This is a genomic window from Flavobacterium sp. GSP27, assembly GCF_003970395.1.
GTDB lineage: Bacteria > Bacteroidota > Bacteroidia > Flavobacteriales > Flavobacteriaceae > Flavobacterium.
Map to the genome: position 1 here is coordinate 15455 of NZ_RYDP01000012.1, position 26423 is coordinate 41877.

Here is a 26423-nt window from a genome sequence, read left to right on the forward strand (position 1 = left end):
TGCTTATATGACTTATATGTTTAAAAACTAATTAAACCAAAGTTGTAACAAATTCCATTCGGACACTACCGTCTTCATCAATTTTTGTCAAATTGATTTTTTGTAATGTATTTACTAATTCCGGATTCCAGGGGGTTTTTACTTTCACATAGTTTTCCGTAAACCCGTGAATATAACCTTCTTTATTTTCACTTTCAAACAAAACGGTTCTATTGCTTCCCAATTGACTTTCGTAAAAAGCACGGCGTTTTTTGACGGATAAACTGCGCATCATTTTACTGCGTTTGGCCCGAACATTAGCAGGAACAATACCTGCCATGGTTGCTGCCTCAGTATTATCACGTTCAGAATAGGTAAAAACGTGCAAATACGAAATATCCATATCATTCACGAAATGATAGGTTTCCAGGAAATGCTCGTCTGTTTCTCCAGGGAAACCCACAATCACATCCACGCCAATGCAAGCATGCGGCATCACTTCCCGAATTTTATTTACCCTTTCAGTATAAATTTCACGTTGGTACCGACGCTTCATTAATTTCAAAATATCATTGCTTCCAGACTGCAACGGAATATGAAAATGCGGCACAAAAGTTCTGCTTTTTGATACAAATTCAATCGTTTCATTTTTCAATAAATTCGGTTCAATAGAGGATATTCGCAATCTTTCTATTCCTTCTACTTTGTCTAATTCCCGAACCAATTCCAGGAAAGTATGTTCGTGTTTTTTATTACCAAATTCCCCTTTTCCGTAATCACCAATATTTACGCCGGTAAGCACAATTTCCTTGATGTTTTGTTTCGAAATTTCGGCTGCATTTTTCAATACATTTTCCAGTTCATCACTTCTGGAAATCCCTCTTGCTAATGGAATTGTGCAATAAGTACATTTGTAATCACAACCGTCCTGTACTTTCAAAAACGCACGGGTTCTATCCCCAATCGAGTAACTTCCCACATAAAAATCAGCTTCGGAAATCTCGCAGGAGTGTACTTCACCAAAATCATTTTTGGACAAATCATTGATATAATCGGTCAATTTAAACTTTTCGGTAGCACCAAGAACTAAATCCACACCATCAACAGCCGCTAATTCTTCCGGTTTCAATTGCGCATAACAACCCACCGCCGCTACAAAGGCTTTATTGTTCAATTTCATCGCTTTTCGCACAACTTGCTTGAACTGCTTATCCGCGTTTTCCGTAACGGAACACGTATTAATCACATACATATCAGCCACTTCCTCAAAACCTACCCGATCAAAACCCTCGTCTTGCAGGGTACGGGCAATTGTTGACGTTTCTGAAAAATTCAGTTTACAACCTAGTGTATAAAAAGCAACTTTTTTTCTGTTTTCCATAAGATAACTCAATTAATGAAATCGTTGTCAAAAAATTAAGAGTGCAAATTTACGAACAATATTCTGGAAAATGAAATCAATAATTTTCTATATACTAGCATCGTGAAGTAGACTACTTTAGACTCAAAAGATGAAAAAAATAATTTTAATTATATTCCTTTTTAATGCAATTCAAGCAAATGCTCAAAACATTGTTGAATGGCATGATAAGTACCAAATGCAGCTTTCCGATTTTCAATCTAGCGCTACTCAAATTGGGAATATAAAATCAATAGTATTCATAACGCTTCCAGTCCTGATTTTGCGTTTCAAATGAGCAATATTGAGTTCCTGTTTACCAAGGATTTTAATTCAAAAGTGCTACGGCATCCATTATTGCAATTAAAACTAATACAGCAAACCATTTAGTGAATTTTGCTCAGTATGAATTTAATTTATCTGTACTCTATGCATAAAATTGCTAAAATAAATTTACAACCCAAAAGGAATTTTTTCTGACACCACCTTTTACAAGTGCTTTTTAACGCCGTTCAGAAACAATACAAGAAGGAATATGCAATTGCTTCAAAAACTACTGAACTGAGACAAAAAGAGAAAAGCTTTTAGAAATTCGAACAGGTCTCCTACAAAGATTACAACAATACCTTGATTTTTATATTAGTTGTAAAACTCCTAAAAAAAATCTTAGTTCAATATAAACCGTCTTACCACCTCAGCCACTCCATGATTATTATTTGATGCCACGATAAAATCTCCTCTGTGTCTTAATTCAGGATCCACATTATCCACCCAAATACCCAATCCAGCATATTCAATCATGGTTAAATCATTCCCTGCATTTCCAACAGCAATAATTTCACTTTGCAGAATATTTAATTTTTTGGCTAAAAATTCAATACTGGCTCCTTTATCAATTCCATTTTGTGCTACTTCCAGAAAAAACGGCTTAGACATGCTGACACTTAGATGCGGCATAGCGATTTTCAGGTCTTTTTCTACTTCTTTAAGATAACTTGGCTCTTGCAATAAAATACATTTTACAGCTGAAGACTGCACTTCCTCTTTAAAACTCACCACTTTATTATGGGCTAAACCGGTAATTTCCTTTTCAATTTCTATGTATTCAGAATCCGTTTCACTTACAATTTTACCATTAATATAGGTAATAATATGTGTCTTACTTTTTATACTATAATCGTACAATTCATGGATTTGCTTTTGTGTCAACATTTGCTCAAAAATAATTTTATCTTCCTTTAAATCGGTAATTACTGCCCCGTTGTAGGATATCATGTAGGAATTATCCAATTGTAGCTCTTTGGCGTAGGCAATCATTGCAGGTGTAGGTCGCCCAGAAGCCAGAATAACATAAACCCCTAATTCCTGCGCCTTAGCCAACATCCCTTTATTCTCGTCTGAAATGGTATGATCATCGTTCAACAATGTGTCGTCCATGTCCAAAACCAACATTTTATATTTCATTTTTATTTTTTAAACGTAGTAGTTTCAATTACTGCGGATTCACAAATTACTTTTTCAATTTGATTGAATTCTGACGATTGTCAAAAATTTGAAGAATACGAATTTTCATTTCAGAATGAATTTTATAAATAATTTTATACGTTAGAATAATCATTCTTCTGTATGGTTCTCCCAAGAATTCATCAAGTTGATATTGTTCCACAAAATGAATATTTTTACTTTGAATTACAATATCTCTGATACCATTTCTCGCTCCTTGAAGAGATTTTAATTTAATCAATTCAACTATTAATTTTAAATCGGCTTTCGCTTCATTATACTAAAGTATGGTAATTGGCTTTTGCATATTACCATTTCTCCATTTCTTTCTCTAAATCCTCAATAGTTGTATGTTTTTCTGATAAAATTCATCTATCAGCTTCTTTATAAACTGTATAACAGCTATAGTATGAGCAACAAATTTCTGGTCTAAAACAGATTTAAACACTATTATTTTCTCAGTTTACGTTCATGATCGATGTGAAGTAATCAATCCATCAATTCTATTTTTTTTCGCAGTTATATCCGTCTTATAGCCGTATTTGAATAGCAAATATACTAATTTAAATACTCATTCTGAATTCTTCAATAACGGGGTTTACTTTTGCAAACTCGGTTTCCTGAACAAACAATTCAACCGCTAAATCTGAATTTCCAAATCCTCCCAATCGAGCCGATTGTATATTGTTTTTCACTACTACATTTACACCAATCGCTTCGATTTTTTCTTGTAACGCCATTGCTAAAATTTCACTTCCCGAAAACACTTTCATTAATCCCATTTTACTCTTTATTTAATTGTTTAGCTCCGCAAAGTTTCCAACTTTGAGGATGCGTTAAAGGTCTCCTGACCTTATTATTTATAATTTAATAGTTTCCCTATTTTATTTTGATTAGCTCCGCAAAATTCCCAACTTTGAGGATGCGTTAAAGATCTCCTGACCTTATTATTTTTAATGTAATATCTGTTCTTAGCTCCGCAAAATTTCCAACTTTGAGGATGCGTTAAAGGTCTCCTGACCTTATTATTTTCAATGTAATATCTGTTCTTAGCTCCGCAAAGTTTCCAACTTTGAGGATGCGTTAAAGGTCTCCTGACCTTATTATTTTCAATGTAATATCTGTTCTTAGCCCCGCAAAATTTCCAACTTTGAGGATGCGTTAAAGATCTCCTGACCTTAATATTTATAATCTAATAGTTTTCCCTATTTTATTTTGACCTCGTTACCAAATAAAATTATTCGTTATTGAAGACGGTTTTAAAACATCTATTATTGGATTGTCAACTTTTGTAATTGCTATGATTCCTTCATCATTCACATAATTTGATGCACTTGAATAGCAATAATGTGACGCTTTAATAACTATTCCCGCTCGTATTGGGTTCATGTGGATATAATCTAATTTAGACCACATAAATTTTTCAGAAAAGATTTCTTCGGGATGGCTGCCATATTGCCAAAACTGATATTTTTCATTACGCGTATGACTTTTACAAGCAAATTCAAATCGTTTTAACATCCAGTCTGCGCGACTTTCTGGTCCGTTTTCTATTTTATTCAAAATAGTCTTTGCCGTAAACTTTTTGAAATCTCTAATCAAATCAGATAATTTACTTTCTTCGGATTGAATAATCAAATGAATATGATTGGACATAATTACAAATCCATACAAAATCATCCCTTTGTTTTTTATGCAAAAATCCAAGCTTTCAATAATGCAATCTTTGTAATTTTTTCTAGAAAACACATCTACCCAATCTACAACTGTTGCCGTAATAAAATGAGGTTTTGATTGGTCTCGGATAATGTAGCCTTCTTTCATATCATTATTATTTCAGTCTTACTCTAAACCACATCTCCTCATAATTAAAAATTTTGCGGAGCAAATAATGTAGCCTATTCTATTGTTATTATTTCAGTCTGAGACTGAACTACACCTCCTCAAAGTTAAAAACTTTGCGGAGCATAGACTGAACTACACCTCCTCAAAGTTAAAAACTTTGCGGAGCATAAGGAGTATAAATTATTTATTTTCTTCTAGCTATGGAAGTCATCTCCAACTTCAGGTTCTAAATCTTCCTCCTCTTCCTCTTCCTCTCCTCCATCAAAATCGAATTCAAAAGGCTCCACCAGCATTTTTTCAGCAAGAACCTCTATTCGCTCGGTGAATTGTTCCGACAAAATAATACGTTGAGTTTTGACAATGCTATTCGAAATACGCATGATTTTTGTCTCATGACGCAATTTCAAAATTGGATCTGCATCATCAAGAACAAGCATTTTTAATCGGTTTACATTATAACCAGCCGTAGTAAACATTTCACTTAGTTTATTTGGAGTCCCTATCAACACGTCAATTCCGCTGGAAATATAATTCTTATCGTATTCCATATCTCCTTTGTCATGAACACCATAGACTTCTAAATTAGAATACTTCCCATATTTTTCAAATAGGGATTCCATTTCCAATACTTTCGCTTTGTCTTCAACAATTATCAAAGCCCTTGGCGATTCTTCGGTTGCTCCTGTCAATCTCTGAATTACATTTAGCACGATTGTAGTTGATTTCCCGCTTCCTTTTGGTGCAATAATAATACAATCCGAACCACTTTTTAGTGTCGAAAATGTTTCTTTTTGAATTGCATTGGCCTCAGTCAAACCGTTTTCAATCAGGGCTTGTTGTAACGCTTGGTTTATTTTTTTTAGTTTCATTTATTTTAGATTGAAAGATTAAAAATTAAAAAATTAAAAGATTAAAGCTATTGCCTAATCATTAAATTTTTAAATCATTAAATTAATTTTATTTAGATGCGAATAACTTCACATCATTCTCAGAAATTTCGTTTCCGCCAAGGATAATCAAACGCTCCACTACATTTCGTAATTCCCGAATATTTCCTGTCCAATCATAATCCTGCAATAAATGAATCGCTGCTGAAGAGAATTTTTTTACCGCATTTCCTTGCTCCAAAGCAATTTTTTCGGCAAAATGAGCAATCAACATCGGGATATCATCCCGTCTTTCGTTCAATCCCGGAACTTTTATCAAAATCACGGCCAAACGATGGTATAAATCTTCCCGGAAACGTCCTTCGGCAATTTCGACTTTTAAATCTTTATTGGTTGCCGCGACTACACGAACATCGACTTTGATATCTTTGTCCGCTCCCACTCTGGTAATCATACTTTCCTGTAAAGCACGCAATACTTTAGCTTGCGCCGAAAGACTCATATCTCCAATTTCATCCAAGAAAATAGTGCCTTTATCTGCCGCTTCAAATTTTCCTGCGCGGTCTTTCACTGCGGAGGTAAACGCTCCTTTTACGTGACCAAATAATTCGCTTTCAATCAATTCCGATGGTATAGCCGCACAATTCACTTCGATTAAAGGGAAGTTAGCTCTCTCACTTTTTTCATGTAATTGATGTGCAACCAGTTCTTTTCCGGTACCGTTGGGTCCCGTAATTAAAACTCTGGCTTCGGTTTGGGCTACTTTCTCAATCATCACTTTAATGTGATTGATGGCGTCGCTTTCGCCAATCATTTCGTAGTTTTTGCTGACTTTTTTCTTCAGAAATTTGTTCTCTACTACAAGTTGTTTTTTGTCCAAAGCATTTCGAACTGTATTCAACAATCGGTTTAAATCGGGCGGTTTTGAGATGTAATCAAAGGCTCCCAAACGCATTGTATTGATAGCCGTTTCCATATCGCCATGACCAGAAATCATCACCATAGGAATTTCGGGCTTGATTTTTTTTACAGCTTCCAGTACCTCAACACCATCCATTTTAGGCATTTTGATGTCGCACAAAACCAAATCGTAATCGTTATTTTTTATTTTTTCAAGACCTGCAAGACCATCTTCGGCTTCTTCCACCTGATAAGTATCATTTTCTTCCGAAAGTATTTTTGTAAGTACTCTTCGAATGGCGGCCTCATCTTCTATGATTAGTATTTTTGACATCTCTTTTCTTTATTGGGTTAATCAGTTAACCAAATAACCGATTAAACTTCTATTAGTATTTCAACCATTTATATAATTCCCTCCAAGTGGGTTTCTTGCCATACATTAGTATTCCTATTCGGTATATTTTTGCGGCAAACCAAACTACAGAAAAGAAGGTGCCAAATAGCAGCGTTACTGAAATGGCGATTTGCCACAAAGGTACGCCAAACGGAATTCGCATCAGCATAACAATTGGTGATGTAAGCGGAATCATTGAAAAAATAACGGCAATTGTTCCGTGTGGATCATTGATAACCGTAAAAAAACCAACGTAAACACTCAGCATCAATGGCATAATGATAGGTAAAAGGAATTGTTGTGAGTCCGTCTGATTGTCTACTGCGGCACCAATGGCTGCGTAAAACGAACTGTACAAAAAATAACCGCCGATGAAATAAATCACGAATCCAATCAAGATATTTGCAATGGGCAGATTCCATAATTCCTTAATATACATTTGGGCAGTTCCAGTCATTTCCTGCTGTGCAGCTTGCATCAATTCAGGCGAAACACTGGAGCTTGGACCCACATTTACCCCAAAAAAGACTGAGGCTGCAAACATTAATGAGAGTCCAATGATAGCCCAAATAAGGAACTGCAGCAATCCGGCTAGCGCAGTTCCAATGATTTTGCCCATCATCAGTTGAAACGGTTTGACCGAGGATATAATAATCTCTACAATTCGGCTGGTTTTCTCTTCGATCACACTTCGCATCACCATGTTTCCGTAGATGATTATGAACATCATTATGAGGTATCCAAATGCGCCACCAATCCCAATTTTGATTTCGTTAAGTCCTTTGACACTCTCTTCACCCGATGCTTTTGTCAAACTAATATTGACTTGGGCCTGGGCTTTTTTTATGGCAAGCGTATCTAAATGTGCTTTTTCTAAATTGTTTTTAGTCAATTTATTGGCAATCACATCCTGAACTTTTTCTATAAAGGAAATACTGGGACTGTTGTTTGAAATAAACTGTATTTTATTTTCGAAATCCTTTGTGTGTTCTGACTTTGGAATATATAATAGTCCTTCATAGCGCTCGTCAGCGATGCTGTCTTTCAAAAATTTTAAATCTACAAGAGATAAATCGAGGTATTTGTACTGGCTGTTTTTGTTTTTAAGTATAAATTCTTTAACGAACAAACCTGATTCATCATGAATGGCGATGCGTTTGGTATCCGCTTTCATGGAACTTAAATAGCCTATAAATGCTGCTATCCCAACAAATAACAACGGACTTAAAAAAGTCATTACAACAAAAGATTTATTACGCACTTTAGTAATAAATTCTCTTTTTATGATTAATGAAATGATACTCATTTTTTAGACTGCTTAAATTTTTAAATTGCTTAGATTTTTTTAGAACAATTAGATTAGGAAACTGTAAAAAGTCTGACAATCTAAGAAGTCTGACCATCTATTGTGTTACTGTTTGAATGAAAATATCATTTACACTTGGAATTTTTTCTACAAAATGTGTTACTTGTCCACATTGCGTGAGGATATTCAATAATTCATTTGGCGTAGCATTTCCGAGTTGGATTTCCAGTTTTAACTCGTTATTCAGTGATTTAAAATGTGCCGGAGCAACGCTAAATTTCTGTGTAATAGCAGACATCAATCCCGTTGCATTATCCGATAAAATACCCACTTCAAAACTATTGGTTTTAAATTGTCTTTTAACATCGTCCAGTTTTCCTTCAATCAGTTTATCTGATTTGTGAATCAAAGCGATGTGATCACATAATTCTTCTACGCTTTCCATGCGGTGTGTCGAAAAAATTATGGTGGCTCCTTCTTCTCGCAACGCCAGAATTTCTTCTTTGATAATAGTAGCATTCACGGGATCAAAACCAGAAAAAGGTTCATCAAATATCAATAGTTTTGGTTTGTGCAACACACACACGACGAACTGAATTTTCTGAGCCATTCCCTTAGAAAGTTCTTGGATTTTCTTGTTCCACCAGCCTTGTATTTCAAACTTTTCAAACCAATACTCCAGTTGTTTTTTGGCTTCAGCTTTAGAAAGCCCTTTCATCTGAGCTAAATACAAGCATTGTTCTCCTACTTTCATCGTGTTGTACAAGCCTCTTTCTTCCGGTAAATATCCTATATATTGAACGTGTTTGGGTTGCAGTTTTTCGCCATCAAGAATAATTTCGCCACTGTCCGGTAATGTAATTTGGTTTATTATTCGGATAAGTGATGTTTTTCCGGCTCCGTTTGGACCTAAAAGTCCGTAGATACTTCCTTTAGGAACCGTTAATGAAACCTGGTTAAGCGCAACATAATCACCGTATTGCTTGACAACTTTATTCACTTCAAGAATATTACTCATGCTTATTTTTTAATTGGTGTAAAAGTAAATAATTAGTACCAAAATACTAAGAATTGTTTCCTATATGTAGCATTTAATATTCAGCGGTCATCTATGTTATCGCTTTGTATTTATTGCTGTTTGTATGCAAACAAATTGTTAATGGTGATTTCATAAAAAACCCATCCTTATTATAACAAGGATGGGTAATGTATTTTTTTTATCGAATCGATAACTCGAGTCTAACTTTTTTTTTATGAAAACATGTCTTTTACTTTCTCAAAAAAGGATTTGTCTGATTTTTCCGGATTTGGAATAAAATTCTCATCCGTAAGATTTTTTTCGAAAAACTGTTTTTGATCTTTATCCAGCGTTTTTGGCGTCCAAACATTGACATGAACCAGTAAATCGCCGTTTCCATACCCATTGATACTCGGAATTCCTTTTCCTTTTAATCTCAAAATTTTACCGGATTGGATTCCTTCTTCTAGTTTGATTCTCACTTTTCCGTTTATAGCTTCAATGTCTTTGGAAATTCCTAGAACTGCTTCAGCAAAACTAATGTATAAATCGTAGTGTAAATTCTCTCCTTCGCGTTTCAAGAATTCATGCTCTAACTCTTCAATTGCCACAATTAAATCTCCCGGAATACTGTTTCCCGGAGCATCGTTCCCTTTATTAGACACTTTCAACTGCATACCATCTACCACACCCGCAGGTATTTTTATAGAAACCGTTTCATCTTCAAGAATCATTCCTTGTGCGTCTGCTTCGGCTGGTTTTTTATCTAGAATTTGTCCGGAACCACCACAGGTAGGACAGGTAGAAGCCGATTGCATTCTGCCCAAAATGGTATTCGTAACCCGCATTACTTGTCCTTGACCGTTACAGGTTGAACACGTTTTATAACTAACTCCAGGGGCCTGAACTTTACGTTTTACTTTTACTTTTTTCTCCACGCCGTTGGCAATTTCCTCCAACGTCAATTTTACTTTGATGCGCAGGTTGCTTCCTTTAGCGCGACGAACACCGCCTCCACCGCTGTTGAAACCACCAAAACCGCCACCAAAAATATCCCCAAACTGACTGAAAATATCATCCATATTCATGCCACCGTGACCACCTCCGCCACTGAAACCACCCGATCCATCAAAAGCTTGATGGCCGTATTGGTCGTATTTGGCTTTTTTCTGAGGGTCGCTCAATACTTCGTAAGCTTCAGCAGCTAGTTTGAATTTATCTTCTGCCGATTTGTCTCCTGGATTTTTGTCAGGATGGTACTGTAAAGCGTTTTTTCTATATGCTTTTTTAATTTCAGCAGCATCAGCACTTTTAGAAATGCCTAATATTTCGTAAAAATCTTTTTTCATTTTTATTTTTTTATACAGTACAGACGCAATGTATCTCGTCTTTGTCTATTTAATTAAGACGCAATAAATCGCATCTCTACTGACCGATAACCACTTTTGGAAAACGAATGATCTTGTCTCCTAATTTATATCCTTTTTCAAGAACATCAACAATTTTCCCCTTCATCTTTGGAGCTGGAATCTGAGTAATTGCCTCTGCAAAATCCGCATCAAAAACATCTCCAGCTTTAACCTCAACTTGCTCTAATCCTTTAGAAATCAAAGTGCTTTTTAATTTCTCATGAATAAGCTCCACTCCCTTTGTCAACAATTCGTCATCCGATTTGTTTATTTCAACCAAAGCCCTGTCAAAATCATCCAATACAGGCAGCATCGCTAATAACACTTCTTGATTAGCCGTTTTGAATAATTCAATACGCTCTTTGGTTGTTCTGCGTTTGTAATTTTCAAATTCAGCAAATAAGCGTAAATATTTATCTTTCTCTTTAGCTAAGTCTTGCGTTAATTGCTCTTCTACACTTAATTCCTCAACAATGATTTGCTCTTCATTGGCATTATTTTCTAATGTCACCTCCTCTAATTCTTGATCGATTTCTGTATTTTCGGTAGTCATAGTACTCGTATTTTTAAAAATATTCTTAAACTTCATTTTTATTCTTTTTGGGATTGCAAAAGTACTGCCAATTCTTTTAAAATGTCAAATTGTCATCTTTTTATTGATTTCGCTTTTCTTTTCAATATAACACCTGAGTACTCAAAATTTTAAGATTATTTTAAGATTATCTTGCTATTGTTTCTTTAGCTTTGTTAAAATTTTTTATTTAGAACACTTTTAGAAAGTAAAAACTCACGATTTTATTCTAAACAATTATTAATTCACCATTACCTAATAGTAAAAAAAAGCTTCGTGTACTAAAAACGAAGCTTTTTTTATGTGTTTAAATTAAGACCGTAACAAATCTTGTTTTAGACTCTCAAAATCCACTGTACGCTGTTCCCCCGATATTAAATTTTTGAGCACAAACGTATCCGACGCTATTTCCTGTTCTCCTGCAATTACGGCAAAAGGAATTCCTCGTTTGTCGGCATGCTGAAACTGCTTGGCCACTTTAGCATTATCCGGATACAATTCCACTTTAATTCCTGCAGCTCTAAGCTTCTGAATGGCTTGCAATCCATAAAAAGCTTCAGCATCACCATAATTAATAAACAATGCTTTTGAAGTTGCTGTTACGGTTTCCGGAAACAAATTCAATTCTTCAATCACCAGGTAAATGCGGTCCAGTCCAAAAGAAATCCCCACACCACTCATGTTTTTCAATCCAAAAATTCCGGTCAAATCATCGTATCGTCCGCCGCCGCCAATGGAGCCCATTGCAACAGCTTTTGGCGGCGCCACTTCAAAAATGGCACCGGTATAATAATTCAATCCCCTAGCCAGAGTTACATCCAGGTCTAAAGTCGAATTGCTCAAACCTAATTTCATCACATTATCACAAATGAAACGCAATTCTTCCACGCCTTTCATTCCTTCCTCTGACTCAGCAAGCAAGACTGAAAGTTGGCTTATTTTTTCAGAAATGGTTCCTGTAAAATGGAATAACGGCTGGACTTTCAGAATTGCTGCTGCTGAAATTCCTTTCTCCATCATTTCTTTTTTGACCCCGTCTTCGCCAATTTTGTCCAGTTTATCGAGTGCCACTGTGAAATCGATCAGTTTATCCGATGCTCCAATCACGTCTGCAATACCGGATAATATTTTTCGGTTATTGATTTTGATGGTTACCCCTTCTAATCCCAAAGCTGAAAAAACAGTGTCATATAATTGCACTAATTCTACTTCTTGCCACAATGATTTAGACCCTACCACATCCGCATCACATTGAAAAAACTCTCTGAAACGGCCTTTTTGGGGGCGATCCGCTCTCCAAACGGGTTGGATTTGGTATCTTTTGAACGGGAATTCAATCTCGTTTTGGTGCTGTACCACATACCGGGCAAATGGAACGGTTAAGTCATACCGCAACGCTTTCTCCGAAATGCTCGCTGTCAGTTTTGTACTGTCTTTATTTTCGAGATGCGTGGCATTGGCTTTCGCCAAATAGTCTCCGGAATTCAAAATCTTAAAAATCAAACGGTCGCCTTCTTCTCCGTATTTTCCCATTAGGGTTTCGGAATTTTCAAATGAAGGGGTTTCTATGGGTTGAAAACCAAATTTCTCGAAATTGTTTTTTATGATTTGGATGATATAGTGCCGTTTTGCCACCTCGGTTGGTGAGAAATCTCTGGTTCCTTTTGGAATACTAGGTTTTGATGCCATTTTAATTAATTACAAATTACGAAATACGAATTACAAAAAACAAAATCGATTTCTTCAAAATCGTAATGGCTACATTGAAAATCCTAATTCTCTCTGCAAATATCCTGATTTTTAAATAAAAAAAATTAGAAATTTCCAATTATCTCAAATTCCTTCTTTTGGTCTTTGTTATCAGAAACTCGTTTCAAAAAATCTTTAAGCTCATTCGTTAAAGGCAGTTGATTTTGAGTGTTCCAAAAGGTTGCCGAATAAGGAAATTTAGCTTTAAAAACATCTTTGTCAACAGCAAAATTGGATTCTACTTTTTCATTAGTAACAGAATTGGTTGTAAAATAATCCATTGTTAAGTTGTATTTAAATGACCCATCGCTATTTTTATCAGCTAATACTTCTACCTGTGCATTCAGTTTTGCTAAATTGAGATAGTATTTATTTACTGTACTGTTTTTATTGTAGGTGACGAGTTTTTCGTATCGTGTGGTCCTATATTGCGTACTTGAAAGCTTAAATTTTTTAAAAGGTATTACTTCAGGATTATCATAGATTGACACAAAAAATTCGACAATTGCGTAATCATTTCTATTAATAATAAAATACCCTTTACTAATTTGCCCCCAAACATTTTTTTGTTTGGCTTCAAATAAAAATTTTCTAAAATCAAAATCATTATAATCCACCTCGGTAAAAATATTTTGATCCAACGCTGGATAGAATCCACCAAAAAACTCTGTAAAATCTGGAAAGGCAAAATCAATCTGCTTCTTTTTTTCAAAAAAACTAGTTTTCCTCATATTTAAAACTTCGATCTCACTAAAATTTTTGGGAAATGAATTTTTACCTCTTTTGGCGTGAATATCCTGCAACACGACGATGCTGTTGCCTTTTTTGAGTACATTTCTTAAAAAGAAGTTTGAAGTATACTTTGCACTATAATTGTCGACCATTTTATCATATACTTTTTTGATAAACGATTCATTATTAGCCACAACAACCTCCTTTAGTTCAAAGGCTTTGGCTTCCATAAAAATGGTGTCGTGCCTTTCTATTCTTTCAAAAGTAGTTTTCAGAGAATTATAGCCCAGCAAATTAAAATTAATTTCATTACGGCCAGAAATAAATACAAATAATCCTTCTTGATTTGTTGTAGAATTATCTTTATCATTATAAATACTAACGTTTTCTAAAGGTACTTTTGTTGTTTTATCAGCAATCATTTTAGTGATTTTAAAATTCTGGGAGTGACCAATATTGCTACAAAAAAGAATACAGAAAAAGGCGAAAAAAATATTATTCATTTCAAATAATTATAAATTAAAAATTTCAAAAAAATATATTTCCTAAAAATGGAAATTTAAATTTTTCTCACACCAAATATATTGATTCAAAATAAATATTCTGTCTTCGAAAGCTTAATTTGTAACAAAAATTGTAATTTCGTGTCAAACGTATATGATGTTAAAATTATTCAAAGAAAATATTCGGATTGCATTTGGTTCCATCCGAACGCAATTGTTGCGAACGGTGCTTACGGTGATGATTATCGCTATTGGGATCACGGCTTTAGTCAGTATTCTTACGGTTGTTTCGGCACTTGAAAACACTATTTCCTCAGATTTTGCCTCCATGGGAGCCAATACCTTCAACATTAAACAGTACGAAAACACCACTCGAAATCGTGGCGGGGACGAGCGAGAAATCATTAATCCCATCATTTCTTATCCGGAGGCTGTGGCTTTCAAGAAAAAATACAACTACCCATTTACAGAAACGTCGCTTTCCTTTACCGCGACATCTGCCGCCGAAGTAAAATATGAGGCAACAAAAACGGATCCCGAAAATGCGATCCTCGGAGTTGACGAATTTTTCATAACGAATTCCGGATTAGCAACCAGTTCCGGTCGCAATTTTACAGGATTTGACATTGACAACAATGCGTATGTATGTGTTGTAGGGTCTGATTTTGAAAAAGGATTGCTGAAAGACGTAAATCCCATTGATAAAACAATATCCATCCGAGGAGCTAAATTTAAGGTCATAGGAGTTTTGAAAGAGAAAGGATCCACGTTTGGGAACAGTCAGGATTTACGGGTTTTGATTCCAATTCAACTAGCGCGCTCCTTGTTTACGGCACCCAACATCAATTATACAGTGAGTGTCATGGTGGGCAAAAAAGAATTACTGGAACAAGCCCTGGACAACGCCACAAGTACGATGCGCCGGGTTCGTAAATTGAGTCCCGTAGAAGACAGTAATTTTGGCGTCGTGCGCAGCGATGACTTGATCAACCGAATTTTAGGAATCACAAAATACCTGGGACTGGCATCCTGGCTTATAGGCATCATCACCGTGCTGGGATCTTCGATAGCCCTGATGAATATCATGATCGTCTCCGTTACGGAACGCACCCGGGAAATTGGAGTCCGTAAAGCCTTGGGAGCCAAGAAAACGACAATCGCCATTCAGTTTTTTATAGAAACATTACTGATAGGCCAAATGGGCGGATTAGTAGGCATTATTTTTGGAATCCTAATCGGATTTGGTATTGCCACAGCCATGGACTTTGCCTTTGTAATTCCGTGGGGCGCTATCATGGCGGCTTTTATTACCAGTTTCATTGTAGCGATTGCTTCCGGTTTATATCCCGCAATCAAAGCGGCGGTCCTGGATCCCATTGAAGCCTTGCGTTATGAGTAGATTACAGTGGTCAGTGGTCAGTCTCTAAAACTTTTGAAAAACTGATCCGTTTTCAACTTATAAATACTAATTACTTATTTCTCCTTTAATCATCCGGTCATTCCCGTAAATATCTTTTCGTAATTCGATGTTTTTGAAATTCATTTTTTCGAGTAAATCGACCATTTCTTTGCCTAAATACTGATTAATTTCAAAATACAACTTTCCGTTTGGCAGCAGATTTTTTTGAGCCAGTTTGGTTATTTTTTTATAAAAAATCAATGCGTCATTATCTTCTACAAAAAGTGCCAGATGCGGTTCATAGTCCAATACATTTTTCTTAATTTCCTCTTTTTCTAAATTGCGAACATACGGCGGGTTAGAAACAATAACATCAAATTCCTGAAGTAAATCTTCAGTTTCAAGAATGTTCTGATTGATAAAAGTAATATTTACAGCATTATTGTGGGCGTTATTGTGGGCTGTAGCCAACGCTTTTTCAGACACATCAATTGCAAAAACCTGCGCATTCGGAATGTGTTTTGCCAATGAAACAGCAATACAACCACTTCCCGTGCCTATGTCAAGAATCTTTAAATCTTTGAATTTTTCAATCTTTAAATTATTTCTAATAATCCATGCGACTAGTTCTTCGGTTTCGGGTCTTGGAATCAATACATTTTCATTGACTTCAAAATCCAATCCGTAAAAACTCGTTTTGCCTAAAAGATATTGTATCGGGATTTCCTGTTTTAATTGTGCCAAAATCGAATTCCAAACTACCCTTTCCGTTTCCGAAAAAACCAAATCAGGATGCAAGGCCAGATCTATTCTTTTCAGTTGATGCTTTTCTTCTGCTATTAAATAGAAAAAACTCTCTGCTTCTCCGGCATCATAAATTGGAGTCAGTTCTTGAATAAATTGGGTTCTGTAATCTCTAATTTTAACGGAACTGTTTTTCATTTAAAATTCATGATTTATAATTTTTTGAGCATCCATATCGGACAACTGGTATGACCAGTGCTTCCCATGGGCGACTCAAGGTATTCAAAACCTACTTTCTTATACAGTTTCTGGGCATCAAGCATAAATGGCATGGTTTCAAGATAACAATTTTCAAAACCAAAATCCTTGGCACTTTCTAAACACTGAGCCATCATCTGACTTCCAAGTCCAAGACCTCTGGTTTCCGGCAGGAAATACATTTTTTGAAGTTCACAAATGGTTTCTGCTTCATTTTCAAGTGGGGCAACCCCGGCAGAACCTATAATTTTCCCATCCTTTTCCACCACATAATAAACCGATTTTGGCTTATTATACTCCTCATACATTAAATCCAAATACGGATCTTCATACGCCGTTCCTACTTTTGGAATCTTTAATTCGTCAAAAACTGCTCGTATCAATGCTGCAACTGCGAGATTGTCTTCTTTTTTTATTTTTCTAATGCGGTACTTTTCCATTTTTTTTCAGAAACTAATTTTAGCCACAAAAGTATCAATTGTTTGTTGTTATTCTCTAAAGTTTTTAAAACTAATCCTGCCTCAATCCCAAGTTTGGGTACCTGATTGGGGCTACACGCAAAAATCACTACTTTTGTAGAGTGAAAATACATGAAAAATACATCAAACGGTGCGTCGAGCTGGCCAAAAATGGTCTGGGAACCACCTATCCAAATCCGTTAGTAGGCAGTGTAATTGTTTGTGACGGCAACATCATTGGCGAAGGCTGGCATCAAAAAGCAGGAGAACCGCACGCAGAAGTCCTTGCAATAAATTCCGTAAAAGACAAATCGCTGCTGAATAAAGCAACTATTTACGTGAGTTTAGAGCCCTGCAGTCATTTTGGCAAAACACCGCCCTGTTGTGATTTGATTATCAAAAATAAAATTCCAAATGTAGTTATAGGCACTGTTGACCCCAATATAAAAGTGGCAGGAAACGGAATCAAAAAGCTCATGGAAGCCGGAGTACACGTAACCCTAGGCGTTCTGGAAGACGAATGCCAGGAGCTCAACAAAAGGTTTTTTACCTTTCACGAAAAGAAAAGACCGTATATTATCTTGAAATGGGCACAAAGTCAAGATGGTTTTATTGCGCCAAAAGAAAAATCAGAAAAAAAACCGGTCTGGATCACCACTATTTATTCCAGACAACTGGTTCATAAATGGCGCACCGAGGAGCAAGCCATTCTGGTGGGAACACAAACTGTTATTGATGATAACCCAAACCTCAATGCGCGCGATTGGTATGGAAACAATCCCATTCGGGTGGTTTTAGATCAAAACAACCGCATCCCAAAAGACAGTCACATCTTTGACAATCACGTTAAAACTATCCTTTTTTCCGGATTTAAAACGGGTGTTGAAAAAGAAAATACTATCTTTGAGTGCATCGATTTTGAAAAAAACACAGCTGAACACTTGGCTCAATCCCTGTACAAACATCAAATTCAATCCGTTATCATTGAAGGCGGAAGGCAAACGCTGCAAACTTTTATCGATGCTAATCTTTGGGACGAAGCTCGAATATTTGTTGGAAATATCCAATTTAAAACTGGAATCAAGGCGCCTATTCTTGTTCAAAAACAGTTCACAAAACAATGCATAGGTTCAGACGAACTTCTAATTCACAGAAACCATGATTAACACTATCATTTTTGATTTTGGAGATGTTTTTATCAACTTAGACAAACAAGCCACCGTTACTGCGTTCCAGAAATTAGGCCTGAAGGAATGGAATGCTGATTTAGACCATTTGAACATCCAGTTTGAAACCGGAAAAATTTCCCGTGAAAATTTCCTTTTGGGCATTCAAAAACATCTTCCAAATGCCACCACCAAAGAAATTCTAGCCGCTTGGAATGCCATACTCCTCGATTTCCCGTTGTATCGATTGGAATTCCTGCAAATGCTTTCGCAAAAATACCGCTTGTTTTTATTATCCAATACGGATGCTATTCATATAGAAACGTTCGAACGCAAAAACGGGATTTCTTTTTACAGGGATTTTTACCAATGCTTTGAGAAAGTCTATTTTTCATTTGAGCTAGGCTTAAGAAAACCAAATCCTGACGCTTTTCATCATTTGATAAGCAACCATGAATTAGCGCCCAAGCGAACGTTATTTGTCGATGATAAAAAAGAAAATACAGATGTCGCACTCGCATTGGGATTTGAAGTTTGGAATTTACAAGTAGGCACAGAAGATGTCATCCATTTACTGGACAAAAAAATAATTTGAAAGAACCGCTTCAAGTAATATCAAATTTCAAATTTCACTCCTTTTTTTAATTTCAATTGAAAGACACATACAACACCATTGCATTTTCTTCAGAGGAACTGCTATTCAAAGAAAAAAACAGCAAATTTTTTGGCTATGCCTATCCCATTCAATCGGAGGACGAAGTAAAGCCGCTCATCGATATTTTGCGGAAGCAACATCCTCATGCAGGACATTTTTGCTATGCCTATCAAATTGGCACCAGCACAATGGCCTATAGAGCAAACGATGACGGAGAACCAAGCCATAGTGCCGGTATGCCTATTTACGGACAAATTCAGTCGTTTTCAGTCACTAATATCCTGTTAGTCGTAGTTCGGGTTTTTGGCGGCGTGAAGTTAGGCGTTGGCGGCTTGATTACTGCCTATAAAACCACGGCACAACTGATTCTGGAAAGCTGTGCCATTATAGAGAAAACAATCGATTGTCATTTTAGCCTCGCCTTTGAGTACCAAAATATGAATAAAGTAATGCGGGTCATCAAGGAACAAAAATTGGAAATTGTATCTCAGGAAATGGAAATAAGTGCGATCACTACCCTTCCGATAGGTAAAATCGAGCTAAAAACCCGAAAAAAAAATGCCGAAAAACTATTCGACACTTTCAATTCGATGTTTGAAATCGGTATAAAACGACTCTAATTCCCATTCAATATTGCTTCTTTTGTACTTTATTCGATTGTTTTTAACAATTCTAAAATATACGCTGGAGGAGCCATTGGACGACCTGTTTTTAAGGAGACAAAAACCAAAATAAATTGAGCCGTTGTTAATAACTCATCAGATTCATTATAAATAGCACAATCAAATTCTATCTTCACCGAAGTCTGGCTTTTGAAAATCGTATGAACCGTTAACAACTCATCATAGCGCGCTGATTTTTTATAATTAATATTCATAGAAACAATAGGCAGCGCAATTCCGCTTTGCTCCATATTTTTATAAGAGATCCCTTTGTTTCTAAGCCATTCCACCCTTCCTATCTCAAAATAAGGAATGTAATTCCCATGGTATACAACTCCCATTTGGTCCGTTTCCGAGTATCGCACCCGAACTTCTATTTGATGATCTTTCATTACTTATGTATTAAAAAAATTTAAATTTAAAAAAGCGCCTTACAACAATAATTCGGGAAATTAGTGCCCTATATATTTTTTTTTACAGAAATTTGTTCACATATTTGTTACCCCAATAAATAATCACACAACCTCTTTTTTTTAGTAAGATAAAAATTACCAATTAAAAATAATTTAATAGAATATATGAACAAAACTGCTCAATCAGTATGGGAAAACTGTTTGTCTTTCATAAAAGACAACATCCAAGACCAAGCGTACAAAACTTGGTTCGAACCAATCAAATCAGTTGAACTTACCGATAACGCATTATATATTCAGGTACCTAGTAAATTTTTCTACGAATGGCTCGAGGAGCACTATGTCAAATTGTTAAAAGTGGCCCTTACTAAAGAACTTGGAAAAAATGCTAAGTTACTTTATAAAATCAGAATGGAAAACACTTACGGCAATAAACAACCGTTTACGGAACAGTTGCCAAGCGCCAATAGAGTTCCTATGAAGCCGCAAGAAGTAGATGCACCTTTTAAAAACTTAAACCCCGAATTAAGAAATCCATTTGTAATTCCAGGCATCCGAAATTTAAAAATCGAATCACAGCTGAATGCAAATTATAGTTTTGACAACTTTTTAGAAGGGGATTCAAATCGATTGGCTCGTTCTGCAGGTATGGCTGTTGCCAATAAACCGGGTGGAACTTCGTTCAATCCGTTATTAATTTTTGGTGGTGTTGGTCTTGGAAAAACGCATTTGGCGCATGCCATTGGGGTAGAAATAAAAGACAAATACCCTGAAAAAACCGTTTTATACATTTCGGCTGAAATTTTTACCCAACAATACATCGACTCGGTTAAGAAAAATAACCGAAATGATTTCATCCATTTCTATCAATTAATTGATGTTTTAATTATTGATGACGTGCAATTTCTTTCCGGAAAGTCAGGAACTCAGGATGTGTTTTTTCACATATTCAACTATTTACATCAAAACGGCAAACAGGTCATCCTAACTTCGGACAAGGCGCCTGTTGACATGCAAGATATTGAACAACGGTTACTTTCGCGTTTCAAATGGGGATTGAGTGCTGAATTGCACCAACCGGATTATGAAACCAGAATTTCCATCCTAAAAAACATATTGTACAGAGACGGCGTTGAAATTCCGGACGAAATCATCGAATACGTAGCGCGTAATATCAAATCGAATGTAAGGGAATTAGAAGGAGCCATTATATCATTGATTGCACAATCGTCTTTTAATAAAAAAGAAGTAACGCTGGAACTGGCTAAAAGTGTCGTTGAAAAATTTGTAAAAAATGTAAAACGAGAAATTTCTATTGATTACATTCAAAAAATTGTTTCGGAGTATTTCCAGCTGGATTTAGAAACACTGCAATCCAAAACCAGAAAAAGACACGTGGTGCAAGCCCGACAACTGGCGATGTTTTTTGCAAAAAAATTCACAAAAGCCTCTTTGGCAAATATTGGTTCCCAAATTGGAGATCGCGATCATGCTACAGTATTACACGCTTGCAAAACCGTTGATAATTTAGTGGCTACGGACAAACAATTCAAAAAATTTGTGGAAGACATCAATAAAAAATTAACGCTATAGACACCTTATGTCCATAAAAATTTTAATGGTTTGTTTGGGAAACATTTGTCGTTCCCCATTGGCTGAAGGCCTATTAGCTTCTAAGCTTCCAAAGAACAAATTCTCAGTGGATTCGGCAGGAACTGGATCCTGGCACATTGGCCATTCGCCAGACGAACGCTCTATTGCAGTTGCAAAAATAAACAAAATCAACATTTCAAATCAAAAAGGAAGGCAATTCAGCAGTGCTGATTTCGACACATTTGATTATATCTATGTCATGGATAATTCCAATTATGAGGATGTAGTGCAGCTTGCGGAGCACCCGAAACAAATAGAAAAAGTACAACTGATTTTGAATGAATTATTTCCAAACGAAAAAGTAGATGTCCCTGATCCATATTTTGGTTTGCCTAATGGATTTGAAATTGTGTACAACATGCTGGATGAAGCGTGTACGGTTCTTGCACAAAAGCTAATCGCCAAACACACCTAGTTTTTTCGGATAAAATTATTTTGGAGATCCTAACAATATACTGATCATACTATAAACACACTATTTTAAGGAACATAAATCACACCTATGAAACCAAACGCTGTTTTAGGAAAACTCTATCTAATCCCTACCACAATGGGCGATTGCGATCCTATGGATGTTTTGCCGCAAACCATAAAAAGAAGTATTGACCTCCTTGATTATTATATTGTAGAAAACGACAAAACAGCCCGCAAATCGATCAAAGGTGTTAGTCCTGAGAAGAAACAATCTGAGTTAAAACTTTTTGTTTTAAACAAACACACTGAAACCAAAGAACATTTAGACTTTATACAACCATTGCTGGAAGGGCAAAATATGGGCTTAATGAGCGAAGCAGGCTGTCCCGGAGTGGCTGATCCTGGTGCTGTGATTGTCAAATTAGCCCATGAAAAAGGCATTCAGGTTGTTCCTTTGGTTGGCCCTTCTTCCATCCTTTTGGCCATGATGGCTTCCGGAATGAACGGACAAAGCTTTACGTTTCATGGCTATTTGCCTATTGAAAAAGACGAAAAAAAAGCCAGTTTCAAAACCTTGGAAAGAGTTTCTTTTGAAAAAAATCAATCTCAGATTTTCATAGAAACGCCGTATCGCAACAACAAATTATTGGAAGATTTAGTACAAACACTGCATCCCGAAACACACTTGTGCATTGCTGCGGATATCACTTTACCTACCGAATATATCAAGACTAAGAAAATTGCGGCCTGGAAAAAAGAAACCATCGACTTGCACAAACGACCGACTATTTTTATCATCCACAAAATGTAAATTCAAACTTCTTTTCCTTTTACTAAAAAGGTAAACCAGATCCGTTAACAAAGTTACAATTCAATAAAACAACAGAATACGCTGAATTGTTGGACTTAATAAAACAACACCTCTAATCATTAATTCTAATTATAAAACCCTATTTTTATGATTAGAATTAATGATTTTTTTAGGAGTAAACTTCCAAATAGCAGCACGAGTATATTTATTGTTATGAAGTTCCCATAGTACGCGATCATTACACCCCAAATTGGGCGATTATAGAAAAAGCATGCACTCCAAAAACAAAAATGATTACAACACACACGCGGGAGAAACTGTTGAATCGCCGTGTGATGGAGTCGTCCTTTGGCAAATCGTTTCAATATATTATTATTTTATTATGCATGCATACTATTTAATTTTGCTATATTTACCATTAAAACATAAAAAACATGAGTTATACAGATAAAATGTTACGGGACGATGCTCTTAAAGGCAAAGTGATTGTAGTCACCGGAGGCGGAAGTGGTTTAGGAAAAGCGATGACTCACTATTTCTTGGAATTAGGTGCGCAAGTCGCCATCACCTCCAGGGATTTAGAAAAACTAAAAAAAACCGCTGCGGAGCTGGAAACGCTAACTGGCGGAACCTGCCTTCCTATTCAATGTGACGTACGTCATTATAGTGAAGTCGAAAACATGCTGCAAGAGGTTTTGAACACTTTTGGCAAAGTGGATGTCCTGCTTAATAACGCCGCCGGAAATTTCATTTCCCCCACAGAAAGACTCTCTGCTAATGCTTTTGACACCGTGATTGATATTGTTTTGAAAGGGACAAAAAACTGCACCCTTGCTTTTGGGAAACATTGGATTGACACCAAACAAAAATCAGCAACCATTTTAAACATCGTAACAACGTATGCCTGGACCGGTTCTGCTTATGTGGTGCCTAGTGCGACAGCAAAAGCAGGTGTCCTGGCAATGACGCGCAGTCTTGCTGTAGAATGGGCAAAATACGGAATCCGTTCTAATGCAATTGCACCGGGACCTTTTCCGACTAAAGGCGCATGGGACCGTTTACTACCCGGTGACTTAGCCGAGAAATTTGATATGGCAAAAAAAGTGCCATTGAAACGCGTGGGAGACCATCAGGAATTGGCTAATTTAGCGGCTTATCTGGTCTCTGATTTTTCAGCGTATGTCAATGGTGAAGTGGTGGTGATTGATGGTGGTGAGTGGCTGAAAGGCGCCGGACAATTCAATCTGTTAGAAGCGATACCGGAAGCACTTTGGGATCAGCTGGAGCTGTTGATTAAAGCAAAGAAAAATAAATAATCCAATACCCAACTCGGAACCAATTAAGTCCAAAGTTTAAACATCATAAAGTCAAATATGAAACTCTCTGGATGAAGATTGTTTTAATTGCAATTTTCATCCGTACGAGTGATCTTGATTTTGGGCGATCGTATGGGAAGTAATAAATTTGGAATTAAAAACGGTTCTCGAAACACGTCGCTCCGAGTGCGAAGCGTATTGAGAAGTTCACAATAATTATTGTTCTGTTAAATAAGGAACCGCAGCAACTTCCTCGTGTTTATCTAATATTTCATACGCTGAATTCATACTTTTAAATTCAGGCACAATCTTTTTCATTTGCGTCACAATAGCCTTATTTCCGAACCTGCTGGCAATACAAATTAATTCATCAATATCTGCATGTAATGCTTCAAACTCTTCTTGAATTTCCTGCGCAATCATAATTTTAGCATGGTGTGTGGGTATCGACTTAGACGTGTCATTGAGCAATTCCTCGTATAATTTTTCCCCGGGACGCAACCCTACAATTTGTATTTTAATGTCTTTATCCGGAATAAATCCCGCTAACTTAATCATCTTTCGAGCCAAATCAATAATTTTAACCGGTTTCCCCATGTCAAAAATATAAATCTCCCCTCCGTTCCCCATCGCACCCGCTTCCAGCACTAGTTGACACGCCTCTGGTATGGTCATAAAATAACGGATGATGTCCTTGTGGGTGATGGTCAGCGGCCCTCCTTCGGCAATTTGTTTTGTAAACAAAGGCACTACAGATCCATTGGATCCCAAAACATTACCAAAACGCGTCGTAATGAACTTTGTAGCTTCCTCCCCGTTCTCAATCTGATCCCTGAGTTGCAAGGACTGCACGTATTTTTCGGCGATCCGTTTGCTGGCTCCCATGACATTACTTGGGTTTACCGCTTTATCGGTAGAGACCATCACAAACTTTTTGACTTTGTACAAACAAGACAAATCAGCCAGAATTTTAGTTCCTTCAATATTGGTGAATATAGCCTGACAGGGATTTTCTTCCATCAGCGGCACATGTTTATAAGCTGCAGCATGATAAACAACCTGCGGACGGTAGGCTTTAAAGATTTCATCCATAGCCTGTCTGTTTCTGACATCTCCAATTACCGTGCATATTTTTACTGTGGTACTGATGTTTTCGGTTTCCAGTTTTAAATGATGCAATGGGGTCTCCGCCTGATCCAGAATAATAATTTTCTTAGGATTAAACACCAATATTTGTCGGACGATTTCGCTTCCTATAGAACCTGCTGCACCAGTAATCAAAACTACCTTATCCTTTAATTGTTTCGATATGGCTTTATTGTCCAGCACTATTGGTTTTCGCTCCAACAAATCTTCAATTTGTATGGTTTTTACTTTTTGGGAAATTTCCTTTTGATTTTCCCAATCGGAGATCAGCGGAACGGTAAATACCTTATAATTATACTCCAGACACTGGTCTACGATCACAATCTGTTCTTCTTTAGACAAACTTTTATCCGCTATAATGACACTTTCGGCACCTATAGAACGCATTAGTGTAGGCAACTTTTTCTTTTGGATTAAAATAGGCAAATCCAGCATGCGCTTAGATGCGTTTTGATTGTTCTTATCTACAAACCCGACTATTTTAAAGCGGGATGGTGTTTCAAATTTCAGCGCATTCGCTACCGAAATCGCATTGGCATCGGTTCCATAAATTATGGTTCGTATCAATTTACTGTCGTTCTTTTCTGAAAAATATAACTCAAACGTTTGCTTCACGACCACTCGGTATAAAAACAGGCCACAAAAAGAAAGTACAATATTGATAAAAAGGGCTGTATTTAAGAATGCTTTTTGTTTAAAAAAAATTTGGAAAAGAAAATTAAAAATAAAAAAAACAATCAGTACGGACATTTGTGAAAATAACAACTTGACCGCATCAATATTAGAAGAGTGCCTAATGATCCCGGAATAGGTTCTGAAAAGCCAAAAGAAAAACAAATTAGTCGCAAAAAAACCAGCAATTAAAATTGTGCTGTGGTCGGTAATAATATAATCCATTCCTGTTCCTTTAAAGATCAGAAAAGTAAACACAAAGGAGGTGGTAAGCACCATAAGATCAATTAATACGATGATCCATCGGGGCAAATAACCTAAATTATGCATGTTCAGCCTTCGGTTTATTCTTGAAAAAAATTTAGAATTAAATCGGGTTGCATTTCTGTTGGTTTCCGGGTTCAAAATTGATTGGTTTTAGGTTATGCGCTTTAAACGATATTCACGTCAAATATATGAAA

Annotated in this window: 25 protein-coding genes; 9 read left to right on the top strand and 16 right to left on the bottom strand. The window is 36.3% G+C overall.

Features of this window, described 5'->3' with window-relative positions; translation table 11 throughout:
* Positions 1 to 31: 31 nt before the first annotated feature.
* Positions 32 to 1360, bottom strand: coding sequence for a tRNA (N(6)-L-threonylcarbamoyladenosine(37)-C(2))-methylthiotransferase MtaB (mtaB, locus tag EKM05_RS11015; protein WP_126555231.1), 1329 nt, complete (start codon positions 1358 to 1360; stop codon positions 32 to 34).
* Positions 1361 to 1490: 130 nt separating this feature from the next.
* Here mtaB and EKM05_RS11020 point away from each other — a divergent pair, with 130 nt between their 5' ends.
* Positions 1491 to 1676, top strand: coding sequence for a hypothetical protein (locus EKM05_RS11020; RefSeq protein WP_126555233.1), 186 nt, complete (start codon positions 1491 to 1493; stop codon positions 1674 to 1676).
* A 368-nt stretch (positions 1677 to 2044) separates the two neighbouring features.
* Here the strand turns inward: EKM05_RS11020 and EKM05_RS11025 are convergent, their stop codons facing one another.
* The 11 genes from EKM05_RS11025 to EKM05_RS11075 all read right to left on the bottom strand — a co-directional run bounded on the left by EKM05_RS11025 (position 2045) and on the right by EKM05_RS11075 (position 14114).
* Positions 2045 to 2842: a Cof-type HAD-IIB family hydrolase gene (locus EKM05_RS11025; protein WP_126555236.1), complete on the bottom strand. Its 798-nt coding sequence runs from the start codon at positions 2840 to 2842 to the stop codon at positions 2045 to 2047.
* A 602-nt stretch (positions 2843 to 3444) separates the two neighbouring features.
* Positions 3445 to 3663 carry a DUF2007 domain-containing protein gene (locus EKM05_RS11030; protein ID WP_113633582.1) on the bottom strand — a complete coding sequence of 73 codons (219 nt, stop codon included), beginning with the start codon at positions 3661 to 3663 and terminating at the stop codon, positions 3445 to 3447.
* A gap of 442 nt (positions 3664 to 4105) precedes the next feature.
* Positions 4106 to 4705 carry a transposase gene (locus EKM05_RS11035; RefSeq protein WP_126555240.1) on the bottom strand — a complete coding sequence of 200 codons (600 nt, stop codon included), beginning with the start codon at positions 4703 to 4705 and terminating at the stop codon, positions 4106 to 4108.
* A 215-nt stretch (positions 4706 to 4920) separates the two neighbouring features.
* Positions 4921 to 5595, bottom strand: a complete 675-nt coding sequence (locus EKM05_RS11040) for a DEAD/DEAH box helicase (protein WP_126461191.1) — start codon at positions 5593 to 5595, stop codon at positions 4921 to 4923.
* Between the two features lie 88 nt (positions 5596 to 5683).
* On the bottom strand, positions 5684 to 6847 hold the full coding sequence (locus EKM05_RS11045; protein ID WP_126461194.1) for a sigma-54 dependent transcriptional regulator: 1164 nt from the start codon (positions 6845 to 6847) through the stop codon (positions 5684 to 5686).
* 52 nt (positions 6848 to 6899) lie between these two features.
* Positions 6900 to 8213 carry an ABC transporter permease gene (locus EKM05_RS11050; RefSeq protein ID WP_126555242.1) on the bottom strand — a complete coding sequence of 438 codons (1314 nt, stop codon included), beginning with the start codon at positions 8211 to 8213 and terminating at the stop codon, positions 6900 to 6902.
* 97 nt (positions 8214 to 8310) lie between these two features.
* Positions 8311 to 9231, bottom strand: a complete 921-nt coding sequence (locus EKM05_RS11055; protein ID WP_126555245.1) for an ABC transporter ATP-binding protein — start codon at positions 9229 to 9231, stop codon at positions 8311 to 8313.
* 233 nt (positions 9232 to 9464) lie between these two features.
* A complete protein-coding gene (gene dnaJ, locus EKM05_RS11060) occupies positions 9465 to 10580 on the bottom strand; it encodes a molecular chaperone DnaJ (protein WP_126453722.1) in 1116 nt (371 codons plus the stop codon).
* A 76-nt stretch (positions 10581 to 10656) separates the two neighbouring features.
* Complete coding sequence (locus tag EKM05_RS11065) at positions 10657 to 11229, bottom strand: nucleotide exchange factor GrpE (protein WP_126461203.1); 573 nt, start codon at positions 11227 to 11229, stop codon at positions 10657 to 10659.
* Positions 11230 to 11523: 294 nt separating this feature from the next.
* Positions 11524 to 12900 carry a histidine--tRNA ligase gene (hisS, locus tag EKM05_RS11070; RefSeq protein WP_126461206.1) on the bottom strand — a complete coding sequence of 459 codons (1377 nt, stop codon included), beginning with the start codon at positions 12898 to 12900 and terminating at the stop codon, positions 11524 to 11526.
* 125 nt (positions 12901 to 13025) lie between these two features.
* A complete protein-coding gene (locus EKM05_RS11075) occupies positions 13026 to 14114 on the bottom strand; it encodes a hypothetical protein (protein ID WP_126555248.1) in 1089 nt (362 codons plus the stop codon).
* A gap of 235 nt (positions 14115 to 14349) precedes the next feature.
* On the opposite strand from EKM05_RS11075, the gene EKM05_RS11080 reads away from it, so the two are divergent.
* Positions 14350 to 15594 (top strand): ABC transporter permease, encoded by a 1245-nt coding sequence (locus tag EKM05_RS11080; RefSeq protein ID WP_199740681.1) that lies wholly within the window; start codon positions 14350 to 14352, stop codon positions 15592 to 15594.
* A gap of 66 nt (positions 15595 to 15660) precedes the next feature.
* On the opposite strand, the gene prmC is transcribed toward EKM05_RS11080, so the two are convergent.
* Positions 15661 to 16536, bottom strand: coding sequence for a peptide chain release factor N(5)-glutamine methyltransferase (gene prmC / locus EKM05_RS11085; protein WP_126555251.1), 876 nt, complete (start codon positions 16534 to 16536; stop codon positions 15661 to 15663).
* Between the two features lie 14 nt (positions 16537 to 16550).
* Positions 16551 to 17036, bottom strand: coding sequence for a GNAT family N-acetyltransferase (locus EKM05_RS11090; RefSeq protein ID WP_126461216.1), 486 nt, complete (start codon positions 17034 to 17036; stop codon positions 16551 to 16553).
* A 140-nt stretch (positions 17037 to 17176) separates the two neighbouring features.
* Here EKM05_RS11090 and ribD point away from each other — a divergent pair, with 140 nt between their 5' ends.
* The 3 genes from ribD to EKM05_RS11105 are packed head-to-tail and all read left to right on the top strand — an operon-like array spanning position 17177 to position 19495.
* The gene (ribD, locus tag EKM05_RS11095) at positions 17177 to 18220 is read left to right on the top strand and encodes a bifunctional diaminohydroxyphosphoribosylaminopyrimidine deaminase/5-amino-6-(5-phosphoribosylamino)uracil reductase RibD (RefSeq protein WP_126555254.1); all 1044 of its coding nucleotides are present in this window, start codon (positions 17177 to 17179) and stop codon (positions 18218 to 18220) included.
* On the top strand, positions 18213 to 18815 hold the full coding sequence (locus EKM05_RS11100) for an HAD family phosphatase (RefSeq protein WP_126461222.1): 603 nt from the start codon (positions 18213 to 18215) through the stop codon (positions 18813 to 18815). The genes ribD and EKM05_RS11100 overlap by 8 nt, the downstream gene beginning before the upstream one ends.
* Positions 18816 to 18871: 56 nt before the next feature.
* Positions 18872 to 19495 carry a YigZ family protein gene (locus tag EKM05_RS11105; RefSeq protein ID WP_126461225.1) on the top strand — a complete coding sequence of 208 codons (624 nt, stop codon included), beginning with the start codon at positions 18872 to 18874 and terminating at the stop codon, positions 19493 to 19495.
* Positions 19496 to 19524: 29 nt separating this feature from the next.
* Here EKM05_RS11105 and EKM05_RS11110 read toward each other — a convergent pair whose 3' ends face one another.
* Positions 19525 to 19929: a thioesterase family protein gene (locus EKM05_RS11110; RefSeq protein WP_126461228.1), complete on the bottom strand. Its 405-nt coding sequence runs from the start codon at positions 19927 to 19929 to the stop codon at positions 19525 to 19527.
* A gap of 186 nt (positions 19930 to 20115) precedes the next feature.
* Between EKM05_RS11110 and dnaA the strand changes: the two genes are divergently transcribed.
* The 4 genes from dnaA to EKM05_RS11130 all read left to right on the top strand — a co-directional run bounded on the left by dnaA (position 20116) and on the right by EKM05_RS11130 (position 24144).
* The gene (gene dnaA, locus EKM05_RS11115) at positions 20116 to 21543 is read left to right on the top strand and encodes a chromosomal replication initiator protein DnaA (protein WP_126461231.1); all 1428 of its coding nucleotides are present in this window, start codon (positions 20116 to 20118) and stop codon (positions 21541 to 21543) included.
* Positions 21544 to 21550: 7 nt separating this feature from the next.
* Positions 21551 to 22018, top strand: a complete 468-nt coding sequence (locus EKM05_RS11120) for a low molecular weight protein-tyrosine-phosphatase (protein ID WP_126555257.1) — start codon at positions 21551 to 21553, stop codon at positions 22016 to 22018.
* Between the two features lie 87 nt (positions 22019 to 22105).
* Positions 22106 to 22828 carry an SAM-dependent methyltransferase gene (locus tag EKM05_RS11125; RefSeq protein WP_126555260.1) on the top strand — a complete coding sequence of 241 codons (723 nt, stop codon included), beginning with the start codon at positions 22106 to 22108 and terminating at the stop codon, positions 22826 to 22828.
* Between the two features lie 434 nt (positions 22829 to 23262).
* Positions 23263 to 24144 carry an SDR family oxidoreductase gene (locus tag EKM05_RS11130; protein ID WP_126461240.1) on the top strand — a complete coding sequence of 294 codons (882 nt, stop codon included), beginning with the start codon at positions 23263 to 23265 and terminating at the stop codon, positions 24142 to 24144.
* 216 nt (positions 24145 to 24360) lie between these two features.
* Here EKM05_RS11130 and EKM05_RS11135 read toward each other — a convergent pair whose 3' ends face one another.
* Positions 24361 to 26292 (bottom strand): nucleoside-diphosphate sugar epimerase/dehydratase, encoded by a 1932-nt coding sequence (locus EKM05_RS11135; RefSeq protein ID WP_126461241.1) that lies wholly within the window; start codon positions 26290 to 26292, stop codon positions 24361 to 24363.
* Positions 26293 to 26423 lie beyond the last annotated feature (131 nt).